Annotated in this window: 19 protein-coding genes and 1 pseudogene; 17 read left to right on the top strand and 3 right to left on the bottom strand. The window is 41.4% G+C overall.

Annotated elements, in window-relative coordinates; all coding sequences use genetic code 11:
- Position 1: 1 nt before the first annotated feature.
- Positions 2-1123: a glycosyltransferase family 4 protein gene (locus PWYN_RS10615; protein ID WP_036651223.1), complete on the bottom strand. Its 1122-nt coding sequence runs from the start codon at positions 1121-1123 to the stop codon at positions 2-4.
- Between the two features lie 265 nt (positions 1124-1388).
- On the opposite strand from PWYN_RS10615, the pseudogene PWYN_RS10610 reads away from it, so the two are divergent.
- Both PWYN_RS10610 and PWYN_RS29210 read left to right on the top strand, forming a co-directional pair.
- Positions 1389-2129: pseudogene (locus PWYN_RS10610) on the top strand (aldo/keto reductase); the annotation flags it as partial.
- A 174-nt stretch (positions 2130-2303) separates the two neighbouring features.
- Positions 2304-2480 (top strand): hypothetical protein, encoded by a 177-nt coding sequence (locus PWYN_RS29210; protein WP_157261133.1) that lies wholly within the window; start codon positions 2304-2306, stop codon positions 2478-2480.
- Between the two features lie 87 nt (positions 2481-2567).
- Here the strand turns inward: PWYN_RS29210 and adhE are convergent, their stop codons facing one another.
- Positions 2568-5195 (bottom strand): bifunctional acetaldehyde-CoA/alcohol dehydrogenase, encoded by a 2628-nt coding sequence (gene adhE, locus PWYN_RS10605; protein ID WP_036651220.1) that lies wholly within the window; start codon positions 5193-5195, stop codon positions 2568-2570.
- Positions 5164-5325, bottom strand: coding sequence for a hypothetical protein (locus PWYN_RS29205; RefSeq protein ID WP_157261132.1), 162 nt, complete (start codon positions 5323-5325; stop codon positions 5164-5166). Before PWYN_RS29205 ends, adhE begins: the two co-directional genes overlap by 32 nt.
- A gap of 87 nt (positions 5326-5412) precedes the next feature.
- Here PWYN_RS29205 and pflB point away from each other — a divergent pair, with 87 nt between their 5' ends.
- The 15 genes from pflB to PWYN_RS10530 all read left to right on the top strand — a co-directional run bounded on the left by pflB (position 5413) and on the right by PWYN_RS10530 (position 22661).
- Positions 5413-7641, top strand: coding sequence for a formate C-acetyltransferase (pflB, locus tag PWYN_RS10600; protein WP_036651217.1), 2229 nt, complete (start codon positions 5413-5415; stop codon positions 7639-7641).
- 13 nt (positions 7642-7654) lie between these two features.
- The gene (gene pflA, locus PWYN_RS10595) at positions 7655-8395 is read left to right on the top strand and encodes a pyruvate formate-lyase-activating protein (protein WP_036651214.1); all 741 of its coding nucleotides are present in this window, start codon (positions 7655-7657) and stop codon (positions 8393-8395) included.
- A gap of 398 nt (positions 8396-8793) precedes the next feature.
- A complete protein-coding gene (locus PWYN_RS10590; RefSeq protein WP_036651212.1) occupies positions 8794-9699 on the top strand; it encodes a polyprenyl synthetase family protein in 906 nt (301 codons plus the stop codon).
- A complete protein-coding gene (locus PWYN_RS10585) occupies positions 9696-11726 on the top strand; it encodes a sensor histidine kinase (RefSeq protein ID WP_036651210.1) in 2031 nt (676 codons plus the stop codon). The genes PWYN_RS10590 and PWYN_RS10585 overlap by 4 nt, the downstream gene beginning before the upstream one ends.
- A complete protein-coding gene (locus PWYN_RS10580) occupies positions 11707-12303 on the top strand; it encodes a response regulator transcription factor (RefSeq protein WP_036651208.1) in 597 nt (198 codons plus the stop codon). The genes PWYN_RS10585 and PWYN_RS10580 overlap by 20 nt, the downstream gene beginning before the upstream one ends.
- Before the next feature lie 239 nt (positions 12304-12542).
- Entirely contained in the window at positions 12543-12722 is a 180-nt protein-coding gene (locus PWYN_RS10575) for a hypothetical protein (protein ID WP_036651206.1), read from the top strand.
- 49 nt (positions 12723-12771) lie between these two features.
- A complete protein-coding gene (locus PWYN_RS10570; protein ID WP_036651203.1) occupies positions 12772-13446 on the top strand; it encodes an ATP-binding cassette domain-containing protein in 675 nt (224 codons plus the stop codon).
- Positions 13443-14195 carry an ABC transporter permease gene (locus tag PWYN_RS10565; protein WP_157261130.1) on the top strand — a complete coding sequence of 251 codons (753 nt, stop codon included), beginning with the start codon at positions 13443-13445 and terminating at the stop codon, positions 14193-14195. The genes PWYN_RS10570 and PWYN_RS10565 overlap by 4 nt, the downstream gene beginning before the upstream one ends.
- Before the next feature lie 25 nt (positions 14196-14220).
- Positions 14221-14850, top strand: a complete 630-nt coding sequence (locus tag PWYN_RS10560; protein WP_157261129.1) for a DUF5944 family protein — start codon at positions 14221-14223, stop codon at positions 14848-14850.
- A 23-nt stretch (positions 14851-14873) separates the two neighbouring features.
- Positions 14874-15725 carry a hypothetical protein gene (locus PWYN_RS10555; RefSeq protein WP_036651196.1) on the top strand — a complete coding sequence of 284 codons (852 nt, stop codon included), beginning with the start codon at positions 14874-14876 and terminating at the stop codon, positions 15723-15725.
- Complete coding sequence (locus tag PWYN_RS10550) at positions 15718-17730, top strand: insulinase family protein (RefSeq protein WP_084146681.1); 2013 nt, start codon at positions 15718-15720, stop codon at positions 17728-17730. The genes PWYN_RS10555 and PWYN_RS10550 overlap by 8 nt, the downstream gene beginning before the upstream one ends.
- Positions 17727-19652 carry a YcaO-like family protein gene (locus tag PWYN_RS10545; protein WP_084146680.1) on the top strand — a complete coding sequence of 642 codons (1926 nt, stop codon included), beginning with the start codon at positions 17727-17729 and terminating at the stop codon, positions 19650-19652. Before PWYN_RS10550 ends, PWYN_RS10545 begins: the two co-directional genes overlap by 4 nt.
- Positions 19653-19798: 146 nt before the next feature.
- Positions 19799-20338: a hypothetical protein gene (locus tag PWYN_RS10540; protein ID WP_036651185.1), complete on the top strand. Its 540-nt coding sequence runs from the start codon at positions 19799-19801 to the stop codon at positions 20336-20338.
- 92 nt (positions 20339-20430) lie between these two features.
- A complete protein-coding gene (locus PWYN_RS10535; RefSeq protein ID WP_036651183.1) occupies positions 20431-21324 on the top strand; it encodes a hypothetical protein in 894 nt (297 codons plus the stop codon).
- Positions 21321-22661, top strand: a complete 1341-nt coding sequence (locus tag PWYN_RS10530) for a SagB/ThcOx family dehydrogenase (RefSeq protein ID WP_036651180.1) — start codon at positions 21321-21323, stop codon at positions 22659-22661. The genes PWYN_RS10535 and PWYN_RS10530 overlap by 4 nt, the downstream gene beginning before the upstream one ends.
- Positions 22662-22666 lie beyond the last annotated feature (5 nt).

Here is a 22666-nt window from a genome sequence, read left to right as displayed (position 1 = left end):
ATTATTTCTTAAACCTAATCGTACTTTCTATCGCTTTCTTGAAGGATAGACCCGCCCGGTTCCAAGACAAATGAAGAGCGTCGTGCCTAGCTTGTTGACCTTTTAGTTTACATAGGCCAGGATTTTCATACGCTCTTCTCATCTGCTTTCTCAAGCTTCCAATGTCGGGTTCTGCCCATAGCTGTCCCTTTTCCGCAAACAAATGGCGAAATTGGCGTGAGATAGAGGATTTTCGATTCATACTGGTGGTAGGGGGGCGTAATTTATAAGGAACAAGAAATGAGTTTTTACTTGTTAAGAAGTCCATATGTCCACCCCAGCCAGTTGCTATTATGGGCACACCGCTGGCCATTGACTCTAGAAAAGGTAAACCTACGCCTTCACCCCGTGTAGGAAGAACAAAGGCATTTCCTCGTGAATAAATACTTCTGAGAGCGCGGGAATTCAAATGTTGGGTAATGAGCTGAATGGGGGGAGTTACACTCTTTTTAATGTTCAGTCTATGTTTATAGGCCAGGATTCGGTTTCGGATCCAGCGTTCATTCTCATATGGGGCATATCCATTTGTTTTGATGATCAGTTGAACATTATCGGCAGCAGAAAACTCTTCCCAATAAGCCTTTAGCAAAGCTTCAGGATTCTTGCGGTGCTGAAAGCCGAATACGGAGATAAAAGTGAATGTACGATTCGTTTTTTTCAAAGGTAGCTTCGTCATAGGGGTATACATCCGAGCATTCACACCATGCGGAACAATAAATATGGGGATTCTAATTCCGCTATTGAGCAGCGCCTGCTTATTCTGATAGGAAGGCACGCAAACGGCATCGGCTTGGTTAATCTGCCCGATCCATCGTTTAGGGATACGAGTTGTCTCCCATACCGTGTTAATGATAATGGTCTTGAAATGTTTTCTCTCCTTCTTTATGTTCAAAGAATTAAGGGAGTGATGATAAATTAACACCTTATTCTTCTTTGAAAATGGCGCGGCGCTCTTTGCGCTGATCGCAACGTTTACTCCAAGTTGTCTCAACGCCCTAACATATTCTCTGCTGGCAATTCCAAGACCAGAGGGTTTGTTAATGGGTCCTTTCCACAGGACTATATAAGGGCTGGGGAATGTCATTGGAAGTTCACTCCTTTTTAACATTTCCTAAACAGGTTTCAATTTAGCAGTTTGTAATATCTTATTGCGAGCAAGACGTTCCTGCTTGGGCTATTTAAGCTTTGAATGTGAGGGTAGGTTGATTATCGTTTGGAGCAATCTCATGATATCATTATTGACCGTTGGCAGTATTTTAACGCTGATGATTTGGAGGATAATCTTCTACAAGAAGCGTCTTTCAACGACCCCAAAAACAAGATGAGAAGCTTACAAGGAGGAAATGTAGATGAAACAAAATCGCCTAGGAATTTCGGATCTTTATGTCAGTGAGATCGGTCTCGGCTGTATGTCTCTTGGAACGAACGAAACTAAGGCTGTTTCCATCATACAAGAAGCGTTAGAGCTAGGGATGAATTTTTTCGATACTGCTGACCTGTATGAAGATGGGCGAAACGAGGAACTGCTCGGCAAAGCAATCAAGCACCACCGCTCTGACGTTATCGTTGCCACAAAAGTCGGTAATCGCCGGCAGGCGGGTAAAGAGGGCTGGATATGGGACCCGTCCAAAGCACATATTTTATCTGCGGTGAAGGAAAGCCTAAAAAGGCTTGGTACAGATTATATCGATTTGTATCAGCTGCACGGAGGAAAGATTGAGGATCCAATTGAGGAAACGATTGAAGCCTTTGAGGAGCTAAAGAAAGAAGGGCTGATTCGTTATTACGGGATATTTTCCATACGTCCGAATGTCATTAGGGAATATGTCCGTCGCTCGAATATTACAAGCTTGATGAGCCAGTACAGTATGCTTGATCGACGTCCTGAGGAGGAGCTTCCACAACTTATGGAACATGGAATCGGCTTAATTGCACGCGGTCCGCTTGCAGGCGGCATCTTGACCTCTGGAGGGGCGAACAAGGCAGAACGAGACTATCTCGATTATAGCCGTGGGGAGTTATCCGAAGTTCGACAAAAGCTTATTGAGCTGGTAGGCGATACTCGTACACTGGCACAAACCGCGATCCGGTAGACACATCTCTTTCAGCAGAGGAACGGAATGCAATTCGGACAGTAACCAGAGCAAACTGTTACACGATTCACCGATGAGTAATAATTCTTAAATACCTCTTCAACATCTTTGTTAGTAAACAGTAATATTATTATTCTAGGGGTAAGATTCAGATAGTGGGGGTGAAATTGGATGGCAGCTAATTGGTGGTTGGCTCTCATTATTATGGTTGTGTTAAATGGAATTTTATTTTGGACGTTGTTATCTGGAGAGCCGGTAAGCCGAAGGGCCAAAAAGTGGTTTTTCATCGTGGTGAATGTTATTGGGCTCTTGCTTGCGGTCTCTCAATTTTTCTGGATGGATTTTTAAACCTGGATTCGAAAATCAAAAAAGCCTCTCCCTGGTAAATGATTGTTTCGTGCAATCATTCTTAGGAGAGGCTTTTTATCATTTTTACTAAAATCTACCGTAAAACGCATTCCGATATATTTCTGCAAGTTCTATGACTAGGGGCATTTGCGGATTGGCTGTTGTGCATTGGTCCTCGAAGGCGAGGTCGGCCAGAAAGTCGACCTTTGATTCAAAATCGGTTGGATTGAAGCCGAGATCTTGGAACTTTTCGGGAATGTCGAGCGATTGGTTCAGCTTGCGAATAGCTATGATTAAGCTGTTAACCCCTTCTTCCGTAGTGCTGGCGGGCATTCCCAGCATTTTAGCAATATCCGCATAACGCTCATCGGCGATAAAATAGCGGTATTTCGGGAATGACGCGAATTTTGACGGCTTATGGGCATTGTAACGAATGACGTGTGGCAGCAGAATCGCGTTCGTACGTCCATGCGCCGTATGATATTCTCCGCCCCATTTATGCGCCAAGCTGTGGTTAATGCCGAGGAAGGCATTTGCAAAAGCCATTCCGGCGATCGTTGAAGCATTATGCATCTTCTCACGAGCAGTGGGGTCTCCCGTATGAAACGATTTCTCCAAGTACTGAAATACAAGCTTGATGGCATGGAGTGCCAAACCATCGGTATAGTCACTCGCCATGACGGAAACATAGGCTTCAATGGCATGCGTCAGCACGTCCATCCCGGTATCGGCAACTGCCGTTTTCGGAAGGGAAAACACAAGCTCCGGATCAATGATCGCAACGTCCGGCGTTAATTCGTAATCCGCAAGCGGGTACTTGGTATGTCCATCTTTTTTATCCGTGATAACCGCGAATGAAGTCACTTCTGAACCCGTCCCTGACGTTGTCGGAATCGCGACGAATTGGGCTTTTACGCCTAATCGCGGATATTTGTAGACCCGTTTGCGGATATCCAGGAATTTCTGCTTCAACGAATGGAAACTCGTATCTGGGTATTCGTAAAATAACCACATTGCCTTCGCAGCGTCCATAGGTGAGCCGCCACCCAGCGCAATAATGCAGTCCGGCTTGAAGTTTTCCATCATCCGAGCCCCGCGTTCAACCGTCTCCACAGACGGATCGGGCTCGACATCGGCAAAGATTTCGATAGTAACCGGCTCCGAACGTTTTCTTAGGTGATATTCAATTTTTTCGACATAGCCAAGCTTCACCATTATTGCGTCGGTAACAATAAGCACCTTGGAGATATTAGGCATTTTCTCGAGATATTGCGTAGACCCTTTTTCAAAGTAGATCTTAGGCGGAATTTTGAACCACTGCATATTCACCGTCCGGTATGCGACACGTTTGATGTTGATCAGGTTGACGGCAGATACATTGGAGGTCGTCGAGTTTTTACCGTAGGAACCGCAGCCTAAAGTTAGGGACGGTAAGTTGGTGTTGTAAATGTCGCCGATAGCCCCTTGTGTCGAAGGGGAATTAACAATTACTCGTCCAGTCTGTAACCTCTTCGCGAAGGCCTCGATCACCGATTTGTCCTCGGAGTGAATGACAGAAGAGTGGCCCAAACCGCCGAAAGCGACGATTTCCGATGCACGATCAATGCCCTGTTCGGCTGATGCTACCTTATAACACGCCAGAACGGGACTTAGCTTCTCGGCGGACAGCGGGAAGTCCTTTCCCACGCCTTCTAATTCGGCAATAAGAATTTTGGTGTCCTTAGGCACCTGAAGACCGGCCATCTCAGCAATTTTATAAGCAGATTGTCCGACAATAGCACCATTGACGGCACATCTATCCCCGGTAATCACCAAACTGGATACCGCATCTATTTCCGGTTTATCTAGAAAATAGCAACCGTTGTCCGTCATCATTTCCCGCACCTGCTCATAAATCGGTTCTTCAATAATCACGGTTTGCTCGGAAGCGCAGATCATGCCATTATCGAATGTTTTGGAAAGAATAAGATCGTTGACCGCTTGTCTCGGATCAGCCGTTTTCTCAATAAAACACGGAACATTACCCGGACCGACACCAAGCGCAGGCTTGCCGGTACTATAAGCGGCTTTTACCATGGCCGAGCCGCCCGTGGCGAGAACCAAAGCTACATCCGGATGGTTCATGAGCAACTGTGTGGCTTCGAGCGATGGATTCTCAATCCACTGCACACAGTGTTCTGGCGCACCTGCTGCTACTGCTGCATCGAGCAGTGTTTTTGCCGATTCGGAACTGCATTTCTGCGCAGACGGATGGAAAGCAAAAATGATGGGGTTTCGCGTCTTCGTAGCAATCAGCGTTTTAAAAATGGTGGTGGAGGTTGGATTCGTCACGGGTGTCACACCAGCGATAATGCCAACTGGTTCGGCTACCCGCTGGTAATTCTCATAAGGATTTTCCTCAATAATTCCGACAGTTTTGTCATGTTTGATGCTGTTATAAATGTATTCTGTTGCAAAAAGGTTCTTCGTGATTTTATCTTCGTACACGCCGCGTCCGGTTTCTTCAATCGCCATTTTCGCAAGCAGCATATGCTTGTCTAATCCAGCAAGTGCCATCGCCTGGACAATGCGGTCAATCTGTTCTTGATTCATAGAAAGGAACGTTTCTAGTGAAGCCCTCGCACGGGTAACCAAACGGTTGACCTCATCCTCTGCGGAACGATTTTTCTCTGTGGTGCTTTCCTTACCATCTGCCTGGATTGGTTTGACAGCCATCATTTTTCCTCCCTGCCATAAAAGTCGTTATAAACAAGTACAGTTTTTCCTGATTTCGTTTTATTATCCCGCTTTCAGTCTCTGCCGATACGATACTTTTAAAAGTGGTGATATCCCCCAAATTACCCATTTATGTACCTCCTTTATATTTGCTAAGACGGATCATACTAAGCACATCTCGTATACATGACGAAGGTGATAAAGGAGGAACAACGCGATGCAGGCATGGGAAAGCTTTAAATCAGGAAGCTGGAAGGAAGAGATCGATGTTCGCCAGTTCATCCAGCTCAACTACGAACCGTATGTAGGAGATTCGTCTTTTCTGGTGGGTCCCACGGAAGCCACGCAGCAACTCTGGGAGCAGTTCATGGAACTCGCAAAGAAAGAACGTGAACAAGGCGGAGTTCTGGATATGGATACTGAGGTGGTTTCCAGCATTATTTCGCATGGACCCGGCTATTTGAATAAGGAGCTTGAGGTAATCGTGGGTATTCAAACGGACAAACCGTTCAAGCGGGCACTTCAACCTTACGGCGGGATCCGAATGGCCAAAAATGCTTGTGAATCTTACGGTTATGAACTGGATCCGGAAATCGAGCATATTTTCTCCACTTACCGGAAAACTCACAATCAAGGCGTATTTGACGGCTATTCACCTGCCATGAGTCTCGCCAGAAAAGCGGGCATCATTACAGGGCTTCCGGATGCATATGGCCGGGGACGAATTATCGGCGATTATCGGCGCGTTGCCTTATATGGCACGGATTTTCTAGCCAAAAGCAAAAAAAACGAGCGCTCCTTCTTCGACGAACGCACGATGACTGAAGATGTAATTCGGGCACGTGAAGAAATTGCGGAGCAGCTTCGCGCACTTACGGAGCTGAAGCAGATGGCGGCCAGTTATGGATTCGATATTACGAAGCCAGCAGAGACCGCGCAGGAAGCCTTTCAATGGCTGTACTTCGGGTATCTTGCCGCAATCAAGGAACAGAATGGAGCAGCTATGAGTCTTGGCCGCACCTCCACCTTTCTGGACATCTATATAGCGCGTGATCTAAAGGAGCAGAGGCTAACGGAGCAAGGGGCACAGGAGCTCGTCGATCAATTTGTCCTGAAACTGCGTATGGTAAAGTTCGCAAGGACACCAGAATATAACGCGCTGTTCAGCGGCGATCCGACATGGGTCACCGAGTCGCTCGGAGGCATCGGTTTGGACGGTCGTCCATTAGTCACCAAGACCACCTTCCGGTTCCTGCATACGCTGGAGACGCTTGGGCCATCGCCAGAACCGAATTTGACCATACTTTGGTCCCATCGGCTCCCACAGCAGTTCAAGGAATATTGTGCGCGCATGACGATTCAGACAAGCTCACTTCAGTATGAGAATGATGATTTAATGCGGACTTATTTTGGTGACGATTATGGAATTGCCTGCTGTGTGTCTGCCATGCGTATCGGAAAGCAAATGCAGTATTTCGGCGCTCGGGCAAATCTGGCCAAAGCTCTGCTGTATGCAATTAACGGCGGAATGGATGAACAAATGAATGTGCAAGTATCCCCGCCAATGCGGCCTATTCTGTCGGAAAAACTGGATTATGACGAAGTCATGGACGCCTTTGACTATATGATGGAATGGCTTGCGGAGCTCTATATTAACACCTTGAATATAATCCACTACATGCACGATAAATACTGTTATGAACGTATCGAGATGGCTCTTCACGATCAGGAAACGATGCGAACGATGGCAACCGGGATTGCCGGGCTGTCGGTCGTAACCGATTCGCTCAGCGCCATTAAATATGCTAACGTTCGGCCGGTTCGAGATGAAAATGGACTTGCAGTTGACTATATCGTTGAAGGGGAATATCCCGCTTACGGCAACAACGATGACCGTGCGGATGATATCGCTATTGACCTCGTCAAACGGTTCTTTCGCAAGTTGAAGAAACATTCGACTTATAGGGAGGCCAAGACCACGATGTCGGTGCTGACCATTACCTCCAATGTGGTATACGGTAAGCTGACCGGGAATACCCCGGATGGGAGAAAGAAAGGTGAGCCGTTCGCTCCAGGAGCCAACCCGATGCACGGCAGGGACCGGAAAGGTGCAATTGCTTCATTGGCATCCGTGGCTAAGCTTCCTTATGAATACGCCTTGGATGGCATTTCCAATACGTTCTCGATTATACCGGGGGCCCTTGGGAAAAACGATGAAGATCGAATCCGTAATCTGACGGCGATTCTTGACGGGTATACAGTCAAGGATGGTCATCATCTCAATATTAATGTGTTCGACAAAGAAACCTTGCTGGATGCGATGGATCATCCGGAGCAGTATCCGCAGCTCACGGTACGAGTGTCGGGTTATGCGGTTAATTTCATCAAATTGACGAGAGAGCAGCAGCTCGATGTCATCAACAGAACCTTTCACGAAAAAATCTAACGGAGGAAGCGCTATGGAACAGCACCAAGGTCGCATTCATTCCATTGAAACATCCGGTATGGTAGATGGGCCGGGTATTCGATTCGTTGTGTTCATGCAGGGATGCTTACTGCGCTGCCTATATTGTCACAACCCTGATACCTGGACGATTGGAGAAGGCCAACTGGTAACCGTTCAGGAATTGGTTGAAGAAATTCGCGGGTATCTCCCCTTTCTGCAGTTTTCCGGGGGTGGAGTAACGGTCAGTGGCGGAGAGCCTCTATTGCAGACTGATTTTCTTCTTACTCTGTTCCAGGCTTTAAAACGAGAACTTGGCATTCACACCGCAATCGATTCTTCAGGTGGTTGCTTTAGCAGGCGCGGCCATTTCTTTGAGACGCTACAGCAATTGATGCAGGTTACCGACCTCGTTCTGCTTGATTTGAAGCAAATGGATCCGCAGAAGCATCTCGACTTAACCGGTAAGCCAAACGATCATATTCTCGACTTTGCCCGTTTTCTCTCAGAGGCTAACATTCCAGTATGGATCAGACATGTTCTTGTTCCCGGCATATCGGATGATGAAGCAGATCTTCGGAAGCTGGCCGACTTTATCAAGACCTTGCGAAATGTAGAGCGCGTTGAAGTCTTGCCTTATCACGAAATGGGAAAGTATAAGTACGAACAGCTTGGTATTAAATACCCGCTTCTTCATATCAAGCCACCGGATGAAGAAACCATCCAAATGGCAAAAGAGATATTGGGCGCATATTAACACCATGCAGGTTTATCGCTCAAATCGAGATCATTGGGAAACCAGGCTTTTAATGAGTAGTCTCTTATGAGTAAAGAGAAAAGGCACCTTAGGGTGTCTTTTTTGGTGCGGCGGACAGTCGAACAATCTAAGTGGTTCAAATCTACTCGGTAACGTTGTCTCTTTGTGGAAGAAGCAAGGAATCATCAAAGTATATTAAATAGACAACTAACCTAAGAGGAATTCAAAGGCTACTGTAACAAGGTCGGTAAACCTGAACCGGTAGTCGACATTTCATTGAGAAGGAAAATGGAAACTCAAACAATTTATTTACAATGCCTTCAATTAATAATAAAATATATGTAAAAAATGGAGTAATTAAACGTACGAATTAGATACTTCTCATGACGGAGGGTGTTATGAATACGGAGACCATAATTGAGGAAATTTTCACTGAAATCAACGAGAGGACGTTGTTTGATAAATACAATAATGGTTCTGAAGCTGGGATACTACAAGTTATAGATCTTAGACATATGCTGAAACAATTTAGCTGGGGATTACTATACTTATACATATATTCTTTCAGGAATAAACCGATTGTGAAAGAGGATATCACGCTCGCTGCAAATATTGAAATGCTGTGTTTATCTTCGAAGATACTAGATGATCTTCTGGATGAGGATAAACCGGCAATCGCCGAATCTATTGGCAATAATAATGTCATTTTTTTGTTTGCTGATTTACTCATTGAATCTCTTAGTAGGCTTCATACCCATTCATCCAATGAACGTGGCTATGTTCACTTGCAAAGTGCAATGCTTGGAGAGTGGATGGATGTAAATAAAACGGTGATTGACGGGATTACCGAGCAGCAGTATTTGAATCAGATCCTCCCCAAAACCGTTGCTATTTTGAAATTGGTAGCGGCTTTTGCGGATCCAGAGGAGCAAGTTTTCTGGGAAAAATTTTTAACCTATGCAGGGACTGCGATGCAGCTGTCCAACGATCTGCACGCTGTATTTAATGATACAAAGAGCGATCTGCCCAAGCTGAAACCAACTCTTCCTTTGCTTAAAATGCTGGAGATATCCGATGAAAATACAAAGGCTGAGATGAAAATGACTCTTGTGTCCTATGCGGCAGGAGGCATCTCCATAGCAGCACTTAGAGAGGCAATCATAGCCAGCGGATCTTTGGAATACTGTATACTGACACGCGAACTCTGCAAGGATAAATGTAGCCAGATGCTTTACGAGCGTTTTCCGGAAAATGTGAATTTGAATGCAGGACTGTTAATGTATCTTGGCTTGGTGACAGTATGATTAACAAAAGGTGGATTAGTTTTATTCTATTTAATGCTCTTTTATTGTTCGTATGCGTAGTTTATTTTAGCAGTTTTAATACAGTTGGGTTTGCCAGTGATGTTGTTTTCACTTGCCTGCTGACAGGTGTAGGGACTGTTGTTTATCTAAATACTTCAGCTGTACCATCGGCTAAATGGTTTATTGTATTAATGTACATGACGGCTTGGATTCTTTTGCTGTTAAACGGTCCATCCCGTTTCTATTTCGGTATAGGTCGTGTTTTTATGAGTCTGGCCCCGAATGTATTGTTTATTTTTTTCATACACTTTACCAACCTTCCCCTAAAGCGTCTCTACTATAAATTAAGCTCGTTGCTCCTTCTCTCTGCACTGGCAACCTCACTTGCACTCCTTAGTTTTAGAATTTATCTGAGCTACGCCTTTTTCTTCCACCTGTTATTCGCTGCGTTCTGCTGCGGTTGGATTTCAATCTACTACAATTTCAAACAGCGCAAAATCCTAAGCAGGGATCGTATGATCTTGAACGTCTCAATAGCGATATCATTCATGCCGTTTGTCATTACGAATACTTTCCTGAGACAATTTCTTCCTGATACCATAAAGTTATATTCCATTTACACTTTGATTGCGCTTCCCGTCGCCGTTGGATATATCCTGATTAAACGAAACGGACTTCAGACCAGTATCGATGGTTTTTTTCTAGGCAAACTTGCGTTGCTTGCTTTGGCTGGAACGTCCCTCTTTTTATCCTTTTCCCTTTATGTCATTCGTATTTCATTAATTCGATCTCTATTACTACTGCTTGTAGCTTATATTATTTTTTACTGTTACTTATTGTTTCAAAGGCATTTATCCACCAGACAACTATATATATTAACTCAAACGAAAGAAAAACTGGAAAAGGAACGGCTGGAAATTTTGCAGAAGATGACGTATGACCACTATTTGTCCACTTTGAGCAATTTAATCAAGCAATTTATCGATAAAACGATCTCCTTAAATGGCACATTGATTATTTGGGTGGAGAACAATAGAAGCTATATTCTGGAGCAAAGCGGAATTTTTGAGCATTTCTCGCTGAAAAAGTTTGATCAGTCTCAATTAAAAGAAAGGATTGATACAATTACTTTTGAGCAAAAGAGCTGTTTTTCCTTTCCTTTAAAATATAAAAAAATTGTTAACGGCTGGTTAATTACAGGACAAAAAAGCGATAAAGACAAGTTCACATCGGAAGATATGAACACAATGATTATTCTGGCTGATACTATCTGTGAGATCTTAAAAACGACGGAAATACTTCATGAGAGTCAGCGGCGGTATGTTCATTTACCCAATATTAGGTATGAAGATTATTTGAATGTCTCATTTGTACAAAAGGTGGAGGGAATCCGCAAGAGCTTAGCTCTATATCTTCATGACGATATTCTGCAATCGATTCTTGCAATGCGTAACATGACGGAGGCATTGCAAACTCCTCAGAGAGATATTCAAGAACTTATTTTGAACACGTTCAGTGATTTGAATACTTCTATACGAGACAAAATGTTTGACATTTACCCGACCACATTGACAGATCTCGGACTCTATCAAAGTCTCGGCATATTATGTAAAAAGTTGAATATTGAAGCGGTTCAGCAGCCTGATTTAAAAATAAGACTCGAATCGGATTATAATTTAGAGGTCGATAAAGAATTGCAGTACACGGTATTTCGAACTGTGAAGGAACTGCTGCAAAATGCCATTAAGCACGCAGAGGCTTCTGAGATTATAATTTCACTCAAGGTGTCTGATATCCGAATCCTCTTGATTGATGTCATTGATGATGGGAAAGGTTTCGACATAGGGGTTAATATGCTTGAAGAAAAGCTATATACCAATCATATCGGACTGCTGTCCGCCAAGCAGGAAATTAACACGTTGCACGGAGAATTCTCCATCAAGAGTAACCTATTATCTGGTACACATATACAAATCAAAATTCCGATGAAAGGAACAGGAGAAGAATATGCACATCATGTTGTTTGATGACCACAAGCTTTTTGCTAAAAGTATGGAGATTTCCATGAAAAGCAGTGTTAGCAAATTTGAAACCTACTCATCGTCCGAGAATATGATGGAAATATTGGAGAAAAAGCAACCGGATATCATACTTATGGATATACATATGGGAGAATATAACGGACTGGAACTAGCCAAAGTTGTTTTGAAGAAATATCCGCTCTATAAAATCATATTCTTGTCCGGATACAATTTTATTGAATACCATAATGAAGCAATCAAGATGGGGGCTAAAGGCTTCATTAATAAAGACATTTCTATTCATGAATTGGTCGAGCAAATTAAATGGGTTGCTGGGGGAGGAATGATATTTCCAAAATATGATTCCGTAACTGAGCCGCTAACTGATCGTGAGAAAGTAGTCCTGCAATTAACAGCGGAAGGATTGAAGCAACAAGAGGTAGCAGACAAACTTTATATCAGTCGAAGAACGGTGAACAACCACATACAAACGATTAATGAGAAGTTCAGTGTAAACTCTACTGTTGCTGCTATTGTACGGGGGATTGAATTGGGAATTGTGAAGCTGAAATACAAAATGTGACTAAGTACAGAGCATAGAAAATCCAAATGGTTCCAGTATTGAATATAAATAAATAATAAAACATAAGAGGGTGGCTGCTGCCACTCTCTTATTTCTGATTTGTTTATGTTGATAATAGAGTTATGTTTACTATTTTTTAAAAATGTAAATATTAGTGGTGTACTATTGCACAATATACTCATTTCAACTTCGATTTCTTAACGTATATTTAACTTAAGAAAACGAAGGCGATGATAGAAATGTCCGATAAACTTTGGCAGTGGGTACAGGGAATGAAGGGTGGTACTCTTGCACTAGCCGATATCCAAATGAGTGCCGATCCTGCTGTGTTTGAAAAATTTAAAATAATGTTCGAAAAATCGTCGAAGACGAACGTGTACAAATTAATTGAAACAATGAAAGGCGAATGGCCGATGTAACCTCTTGTCAGGAGGAAGGTCCAATCTATTCGTCTAAAGGAGCAGAAGAATGCTAAACATTGCAAATGTTAGTTTTGGCTATTCTACCGAAATATTGCAGGACGTTAATTTCAGCTTTAAGCCGGGTTTATTGTACTTTCTTTTGGCTAAGAACGGAGCTGGAAAAAGTACCTTGTTCCAATTGATAAGCGGGGATTTGAAGCCAGACACAGGAAGTATTCAGCTGGGTGGAGAGATCATACTGCATAGGCAGAATCCCATTTATTTCGAGGATATGACGGTTAAAGAGAATGTAGAAAGTTTTTTGGAACTGTTGGACACGAATGTGCAATACGCCGACCTTAAAGCTAAATACCAATTAGATGAGATTGAAAACAAAGTGGCTAGAAAACTATCGGGTGGAGAGAAACAAAGACTATATTTGGCTATCACGGGGATGAGCGATGATGATATTCAGCTCTATGATGAAGCTGATGCAGCATTGGACGCTGTCTCACGAAAAATGTATTATACCGAGGTTCTGCAGCAAAACGCAGCTAACGGAAAACTCGTAATTGCTATCAGCCATCATGTCAGTGAAGGTCTGAAGTATGCAGATCGAATTTGTTTTTTATCAAATAAAAAGTTATACGAACATGATCCTATAACGTTGCCGTCGGAGCTTATGGATATGAATGAAGATAAGATAATGGAATACTTGGAAAAGGAATGTGAGGACATTTGAAGAAACTTACAATCAATTTTTTAAGAGCTGATTTAAGGATGACTCAGCTGATGTTTTGGGATTGGTTTTTTCCACTGATTATGATATTAGCATTCAGCCTGTTTATAAAATCACAGGAGTTCTCCCAGTTTATCCTTCCAGGGTTAGTTAGCTTGTTTTTTCTTCAAAGTATTATTTTCTCTCTCCCTTACCGTCTGGCCCAATTTAATGAACAAGGAATACTCTCTCTTATTAGGCAAAAGGGAAGTTCCGTTAAACTTTTGAGCGGATTTTACTTAAGCAGAGTGGTTATTCTCACCGTTCAGATCGTGTTGGTGATTGTATTGGGAGCACTCTCACTGGGTTTGACACTACAGGTTAATTGGGGAGTGCTGGTTCTGTCCTTTGGATTATCAATGTTTGTGTTTCTACTACTTGCGACTTTCTGTGGATGGATTGTCAAAAAACAAAATGCAGCTCTGGGATTATCGCAAGCTATTTATTTTTTGCTCATAGGGACTTCGGGAGTATTCTATCCGATCGACAAAAGTTCCGGATTGCTTCAAATTCTGTCTCGATTCTCACCGCTGTATTATATAAACAATCTCTGGACGGAGGCCTTATTTAAGCAAGGAGCAAGACTATCTGGCGATCTTGGCGCTTTGGGGATCTTCCTAATACTTTTTCTGCTTGGGGTTGCTTGGTTGATCAAAGGAAAAAAGAAGAAGGGTGTGCGCAAATATGCAGGTGTTGCACAAGTTGGAGAATAAGGATCTAGGAGATAGATGCGCGTTAATGAGCGCGTTCGAGCAGACCTCCATGAGTAATTATGGAACGGAGGTTATCTGCACATTCGATGTTAGTGAAATGGGCCCAGAGATCATTAAGGTTAAGGGCTGTCTTAATCTACATTCGGCAAAAGGAAACGAAGACCTGTTATCTAAGGCTACGGTGTATTTCCCGGAGAGGAAATATGCAATCGAATTTATCAAGCAGTCATCTATCTACACCATTGAGTTTGTATGCGAAAAAAGAGAACCCAAAGAATATTTCAATCTGGTTCTTTCTGATAAAAATGGATATATTTTTAGCTCCACAACCTATGTCTTCAATGCTAGTAATATAGTCGCTTACCCCGTTATGGAGAAGGATATTTCACCTTATTCAATCCGTAGCGAGATTAAGGAAAGTGATGGGAGGCTAGTATTCAAGACAATTACTGGGCCAACTGTCCCAGATGAGCAATTTAAAATCAATCATATATGGCAGAATGTGGGGCAGCATGTTTTGCTATCTGCACAAAGGAACAGTGATAACGTATTTGAGAGTAGTCTTTTATTAGAAGACATGTGCTCGGGTGTTTGGATGGTCATAGCCACTGATCAAGAAGGAAAACTCATGACACAGTATGTACTGCAGGTATAGCAATGAAGAAAGGGGAATGCTTTATGACTTTGCAGCCTGTAGATGAAATCATCCACGTTATTAAGCAGAGGCTTGCAAGTGGACTTCGTCACTATATAGATAGGACCAGCTTAATTCATGACCCAGAACATCAATTTGATGAACTGTTTTTCCTACATGTCATACTCACCCGTTACAGTAGGGAATTAAATGATTTGTTGTTGCCTAAGGGACTGGATCAACTGAAGTTAAGGCGTAACGCTTTGGAAATCATGCTAAAAAAAGACATGGATGATAAAGTGAGCGAGCTTCATCAACTAGGGATTTATGACCGAAGCCAGATTCTCTTTTCCTATTTAGGTCTTCAATATTATCGAAAGATAGTAAGTGAAGTTGAGTTCGATATAAGCCCGAAATTCGAGGCTGAGTTGAATCGTGTCATTCATAAAGTCAAAGGATACTCTTTAATCTACGATTATATGGTAAATTTCTTTTGTGAAAAACTGGGCATTGATGTAAAACAACCGCTTTCTGTCCAAAATATAATCGGCAGTCGAGTAGATGAAATTTATGTAAACACGCACTTCTTTCTAGTAGAATCAGATTATTTTACTAAAGAGATTAGGACCAATAATATAGATTCCTTAATACAGGATTGCGAGTATGCGCTCCACTCTAACTTGGGTGATCTAGTAGCAGAATTATACTGGGGATTAAATTACTTTAATTACGATGGAGAAGTTATGCATGCTCTAGGTGAGTATATTCATCAAGCCTACAATAACGGTGTTTGGAACTACCCTTATGCACAAGAGCGGCAGTGGCAGCATTCCCAGTATTCGACTATAGCTGCTTTATTGGAACATCTAAAGACTCGATGTGTGCTCGATGGGTAGTCAAGGAGGGATTTCTTCGTTAAGAATAGTTTTTCCTATTGGGAGCAAAGACGACCCAAACGGAAAGGAAGGTCTTACTCACCTGTTGGAGCATGTTGTGATGAAAGCGAATGTGAAAGGATGTAACTTAATTGAATTAAGTAGTACATTCGGCTTCGAAGTGAGAGCAATGACATCGAAAGAATATCTTTGTCTAGAATTTGAGGGAAGTCGTTGGAAATTTATCCGGTTCTATGAGAGTTTTGTGAAATTCATGGCATTGTTAGGGGAATATATTGATCTTAATGATGATTTCCTAATGAAGGAGAAAAGTGTAATTAGAAGTGAGATGAAATTTAAATTCGATCAGCTTTCTCGTCACGAACGTGTGGAATATTTTGCGGAAAGGTGGAAATGGACCCGACTGGAACACTCCGTTCTAGGTAGTGAAGCAAGTCTAGAAGTGATTAGCGTCGATGATTTGACATCTCAATTAAAAAGTCTTACTCTCTCATACCCCGAGATTATGCTTATTCATAATGATCCGGCAGATAGAGAGAAATTAGAAGAACTGACAGCGGAGTTTGTAAATGATAGGGTTATGGTGTCAGGTGATGAATATCAGAAAGTTCTGTATTCCCTTGTGACTTATATTGCTAAAGAAAATAATATTAAGCACGTAGAAGCTGATTACTATGGCTCGATAGGTAGATTAAAATTGAGTTTTCCTGCCAGACAACAGCTAATAAATTTACACGAGCGGCAAATTATTGATGCCATTAAGGTATTTCCGGGTAACCCTTACATAAAGAAAGATTTGATCGAGACACTGATTAACGGGAACCCAGAATTTCTGCTTAAGGAATTTTTCGCGCTACTAAATCAAATAATGATAAATGTGACTTCTCATCCCAATAATCTGGACTTTAATCCTATTAAAGATATGGGAGTAGTGGGAAATCATCGTTGGTGCCTGATTAAGAACATGGATAATTTTTCTGATTTTGCCGCGGTGAGTATTTTACCTGATCGTTGGATTCGTAAGCGGTTAAAGGGGGTTACCAACAACCTTCTCTGTTATTTACATAGTGTATCTCCTGCAGATATAAAAGTGAATTGTGAGATTGGACTTATCAGCGTGTATATTAGCGGAACGGCGAACCAAGTAATGGAAGCTGTCAATAAGATACTCCAATTTAACACCATAGAAGCGCAATCTTTTTTCCATAACGGATCAGATAAACGGGTAAGTGGACATAGTTTGAGTCTGATATGTGATCATTTCTTACACAGCGATAGTATACAGGATTATAGCCAATCTGTAGTGATATCTTCCCAAGAACTACTCAATTGTTTAACTCGACAGATCAGAGAAGGGGTTTCCATTGTCACCAGTATAAACAATAAGTCTTACTTCATGGGACATCTAAGTGATGACCAACCCAATCACTTGACTGATTTAGAAGTTCCTCTGAATCGAACGGAAGAGCGCAGCATTGCTTCGCTGCTCCTTGCAACAGAATATATTGAAGTTTGGCCTGGTTCAAGTGTATTCTCTCCGCAGAAATACCTATCACATACCCTGTGGTCTATGATCGCCGGGATAGATGGTGAGATGTTTCGCGAGTTTACATTAGAACAATCGAAATCGTACAGTCATACTTTTTTTCCAAGGGAGCTGTATCATTTCGGATACCGAATACTATATGTTCACTGTTCCGATTCTGGATTGAAGTATGAGATTGGACCGAGGTTTAGAGAGATGCTGAATAAACTTCGGCGGAATCTCGATATGCCCAGAATTGAGATGGCTAAAGAGAAGGTAAGGATTAGAAGGGAACGGATTAATGACAGCTTAGCGCAGAGGTTTATCTATTTGTCTGCTTATTTGCTTAATCACACGAATACCGAATCCTTCTTCAATTATGAAGCCGAGTTAAGCATAATTCAACCAGACACCTTAAAAACATATATCTCACAAATGATAGATTCTAGCACTAATATTTTTGGTTTGGAGGGAATATGAGAATGCTAAGCTATGTATTGACTAAAGAAGACAGCTTCCTGTTCGATACGAAAGACAAGATATGGGGGATGAACCACAGTCCCTTTCTGCTGAACATAGTGGGGAAATTAAAACAACATTCGGCAACACTAGATTCCAATGAGTCGTTATACTGGGCGAAGCTGAAGGATACCATGCAATTGAATCAAGATATTAGCCTCTACACCGAGAGTTTTGAGTTCATGGAAGGGACAGAGGACGCCCGGATTTTACCAGTGATTATATCTCCATATGAAATAAGACATATCCAAAGAATGATTTCCGAGTATCCGGATAAGAAGATTATTCCCATTCTAGTTAGTGGAGACACCATTTATATCGGGCCTTTATCCGGAGACGGTAATGCTTATGAAAACTTTATTAAGAGAGCAGCGGCCAATAATCCGATGCTTGCCGATAAGATTAAGATTGGATTGGATATAGGGAAAACAGAGATTCTTTATTTCAATAATCAGATACTCAGTGATCATAGACAGAAGGTCACAATGGCTATACAAAGCTTATTGACAGAAGATTCATCGAACATCGTATGGATTATCGATCAAGGGCAAGCGTGTCGCCATACCTTTATTGGCTTTGAATCCGAACAGTTCGGGTCACCGGTCAAAAAAGATCTGATGAACGCTGTCGATAGCAAACTTGGAATTATAACTGATATTCGAACGGAATCGATATTCTTTAAAGGTATAGAGCTATTTGTTTCCGTCAGTTCGACAACCGATTATTCCGTTTATCGTCCTGATTTGTTAGCACAATCAAATAGCGGAGCGGGGTTTAACAAACAAAGTTCCGAGTATTCTGCAGTTGGCGAAAGCATAGAGCGGTTAGCTGCGGGATGCTTCAATGGTGAAGAGCACTTGGCCACTTGGAGTGAGCTATCGGATGAGGGAGTATCTCCTGATGAATTTATTCTATTCTCAAAGGAACAGTATAACAGTGCTAAATTCGCTTATCAGCCGTTCACGAAGGATACCAGAGTTAATTGGATAAAATCGTATAATCTAGCAGACGGCTTGGCATCGTATATTCCTTCAGCTTTTGTTAAATTGCCTTATAGATCCGTTTCAGGAGAATCCAGAATAACGCCAGCGATTTCTACGGGATTGTCCTTAGGGAGAAGCAGGGAACAATCAATAATTAGCAGCATCTTTGAAGTGGTAGAAAGAGACGCTTTTTCATTGGGATGGTTTTTAAAATTGACTCCTAACCGTAAATTGAAAATAGAAGATTATATTTTGAATTTCGCTCACAACGATCAAGAACACTATTTATGTAATGCCTATGATATCACCGTGGATGATTTGTTTACTACAGTTGTAGTGACTATACATGACCTTCATTCAGATCATATTATGATAGGCGCCGCTACCAGGTTTAATACCGAACAGGCAATAGGGAAAGCGTTTTTGGAAGCAGCTCAAGGGATTTCTTATGTCAATATGCTGACTAGCAAATATAAAGACCATGGTCTGGCAACTGATTTTAATAAGATTAATTCATTTCAGAAACATGCCGCATTTTATTCCATCCATCCAGAGTTGAAAAAAGAAGTGGAATATTTACTCGATGAAAACTATGAATTTAAGCCTATTAGGAAATCGGGGTTTGTGGAAATTGACTCTACAAAATTAAACGATCAAGAACAGTTACAGTTGGCGCTCAGTACGCTTCAAAAGGCAGGATTTCGCGCGTATTATGTGGATTTGACCAGTAGAGAGTTGGAGCCATTGGGAGCTTGGGCCTCAAGAGTGATCATTCCAGGCTTGCAGCCTCTGCATGGTGCTCATGCTTTCAGATACTTAAATGAGAAGCGGATGGATCGAATAAGGAAGAAATACGGATGGCAGGTGGAATTGAACAATTATCCACATCCATTCCCATAATTGCAATGATTGGATTATTTAACAGGGATTATTATATGTTTTTTGAAGACAAATTTCTACGCATTCGGAGGGTGCTTAACCATGTTTTCAATAACATTTTTAATAATAAATATTAAAAAAAACTAAATTTAATGGAGGAATTTAAAATGAATGAAAAAAACATGAACCTGGAAGTACTGAGTGAAAAGAACCACAAAAACATGGTGGACGAAGAAAACTGTTTCTTCGGATGCACATGTACTTCTGTAGACGTCAATGATATCGAACTAGAAGTGGTAGCAGAAAAAGCCCACAAAAATATGGTGGACGAAGAAAACTGTTTCTTCGGATGCACATGTACTTCTGTGGACGTCAATGATATCGAACTGGAAGTGGTAGCAGAAAAAGCCCACAAAAACATGGTGGACGAAGAAAACTGTTTCTTCGGATGCACATGTACTTCTGTGGACGTCAATGATATCGAACTGGAAGTGGTAGCAGAAAAAGCCCACAAAAACATGGTGGACGAAGAAAACTGTTTCTTCGGATGCACATGTACTTCTGTGGACGTCAATGATATCGAACTGGAAGTGGTAGCAGAAAAAAACCACAAAAACATGGTGGACGAAGAAAACTGTTTCTTCGGATGCACATGTACTTCTGTGGACGTCAATGATATCGAGTTAGATGGCAATCATAACAAATAATATCAAGTAACAAATATCAACTTTAAATTTCAAGGTATAAAAAGTTACCGCTTTTTATACCTTGAAATTGTTATTAGAGAGAGGAGCATATTATGATCCCCAATTATATCTATGCATTGCCACACATGATAAAAGAACAAGCGGGCACAAACAACCAAGTGGAAATCATTACACAAAAAAGTTCATTCACAATGAGAAATAATGAATTATTCTCCATTGTTCAAAAGCTGTTACTTTTTATCGAAGATAACACGATTTTTTCAACTGTTTTGGCTCATTTTAATAATAAATTAAGTGAAGAAAAAATACAAGATATCTTAATGTTCTTAGACAAACATGAAGTTATTTTTTTATCTGAAACACCTGTTGCTGAGCCTGAGAGAAAATTAATCTTACTCTTATCGCAATATACAAATAGCTTGCATAAATATTTGGAACAGTTAAAAAATATCACCTTCTGCATATACGCTCACGGAGATTACACGAGAATCATGGAAGAGCTATTGGGGTCCTTGGGACTTCAATATAAACTCACAGCTAAGGATCAACTGGCAGAACTTACAGAAGCTGATTTCTTGCTGGTTGGTGTGGATTCAACACGGATGCACATTTTGGATGAAATCAATGAGATTGTACGAGATCAGGAAGGATGCCTGTGGTCCTTTGTGTTGTTTTACAGTGATTCATATATGATTAGTCCGATTCTGAACCAAAAAAACTATATTGGATACTCCTGTATGAAAGATCAAATCAAAATGCCACAGGGACAACATGGAATATCTAAAAATATGCTGCTTGAAAATATGGGAATTAATGAACTGCTGCTTGAAATCATTACTTCTCTTACGAAGTTAAATATCAAAACCAGCTATGGTAGGGCCATTATATTTAATTCCGTCGACAAAATGCTTGATGTGGAAAAGGTATATTATCTGCCACGTTATCCAAAAGCGTTCTATATAAAAAGATGGGATGGGGAGAAATGAACAAAAGCAGAAAACATTACATCAATGTGGGACAGGAAGGAAAGCCCATTCAATTTGTAAAAATAAAAGACCGGAGATTGCCCATTCTAACAGAGGTGGAGAACGAGGGGCAGTTTGGAGCTATGAATAATGTAGAAAAGACACTACGATTTCATCAAATTTATAATGGGCAAAAAGCGATTCGAATCGCAAATTTTATATATAGTCTTCTTAAAAATTACAATGAAGATATGGAAATGGAAGATATTAATCATATTATTGAGCAGTCAATAAGGAAGTTGGAGATCGTTAGAACGGATACAGCACATGGCGGCTTGCCTATATTTTTACTGAGAAGTGAGAACAATCTTGAGGAACAGCAAAGATATTTGCTGAAACGAAATGAAGACATTGTAATGATGATGGATAGCAATACCCAGTTAGCGTACGGGGCTCTAATTTTACAATTGGAAGAAAGTGTATTAGGACAGCCGGCTAAGGATATGGAGTGGGCCTCCAATTTATTTTCGTTAGCAAATCCTGGAGTTCTGTTGCTGGATGACCATAACATTGTAGAAAAGGAATTGTCTGGTGAAACCCAGTTAACTCGATTGTATCATGAAAACACGAAGCTGCATTCGTTTCATCAACAGGGTGATTTCATGAAGCCACTAGATGAAATGGATGAGGAAATTAAAAAACTGACGAGTAGAGGCAGAAAGGTATTTATGCATAAACAATCAATTCCCCTTCCTATACCTACTAAACAGAGCAGTTATTCTATTGAGGAGGTAGCCGCCCGCAGAAGATCGCTCCGGGACTATGCGGAGGAAATGATTGATATGCAAACATTAAGCAATATATTGCATTACTCCTATGGTGTAACGGGGAGGCTGAAAAACACGGATCTGGAGTTGCGAGCGGTACCATCCGGTGGTGGATTATATCCGATTGATATTTTCTTATCTATTAATCATGTGGATAACTTGGAGCCTGGCATCTACTATTATGATCCTTTATATCATCAATTGGTTAGGGTAAATGACAATGATATAAAGGATATTTCCAAAGAAGTTAGCGGTTATTCAGTTATGCTTGAGAATGCCGCGTTTACTGTTATTCTAGCCGCGAACTTTTGGAGGAACCAATGGAAGTATCATGAACGCGGTTATCGAGTCATTTTGTTGGACTGCGGCCATTTAGCTCAGAATATTCACTTGATGTGCACTGCGTATGATCTGGGTTCTTGCTGTCTTATGGGGTTTGTGGATGATGAAATCAATAAATTGATAGAAGTGGATGGGATCATCGAACATTCTATGTACTTAATTACAGTGGGGCATAAAAAGAAAGGTTGAGGTAA

Origin of the sequence: Paenibacillus wynnii (assembly GCF_000757885.1) — a bacterium.
Taxonomy (GTDB): domain Bacteria; phylum Bacillota; class Bacilli; order Paenibacillales; family Paenibacillaceae; genus Paenibacillus_AQ; species Paenibacillus_AQ wynnii.
Note: the sequence above shows the minus strand (reverse complement) of the source record. Positions and strands in the feature narration are given on the sequence as shown.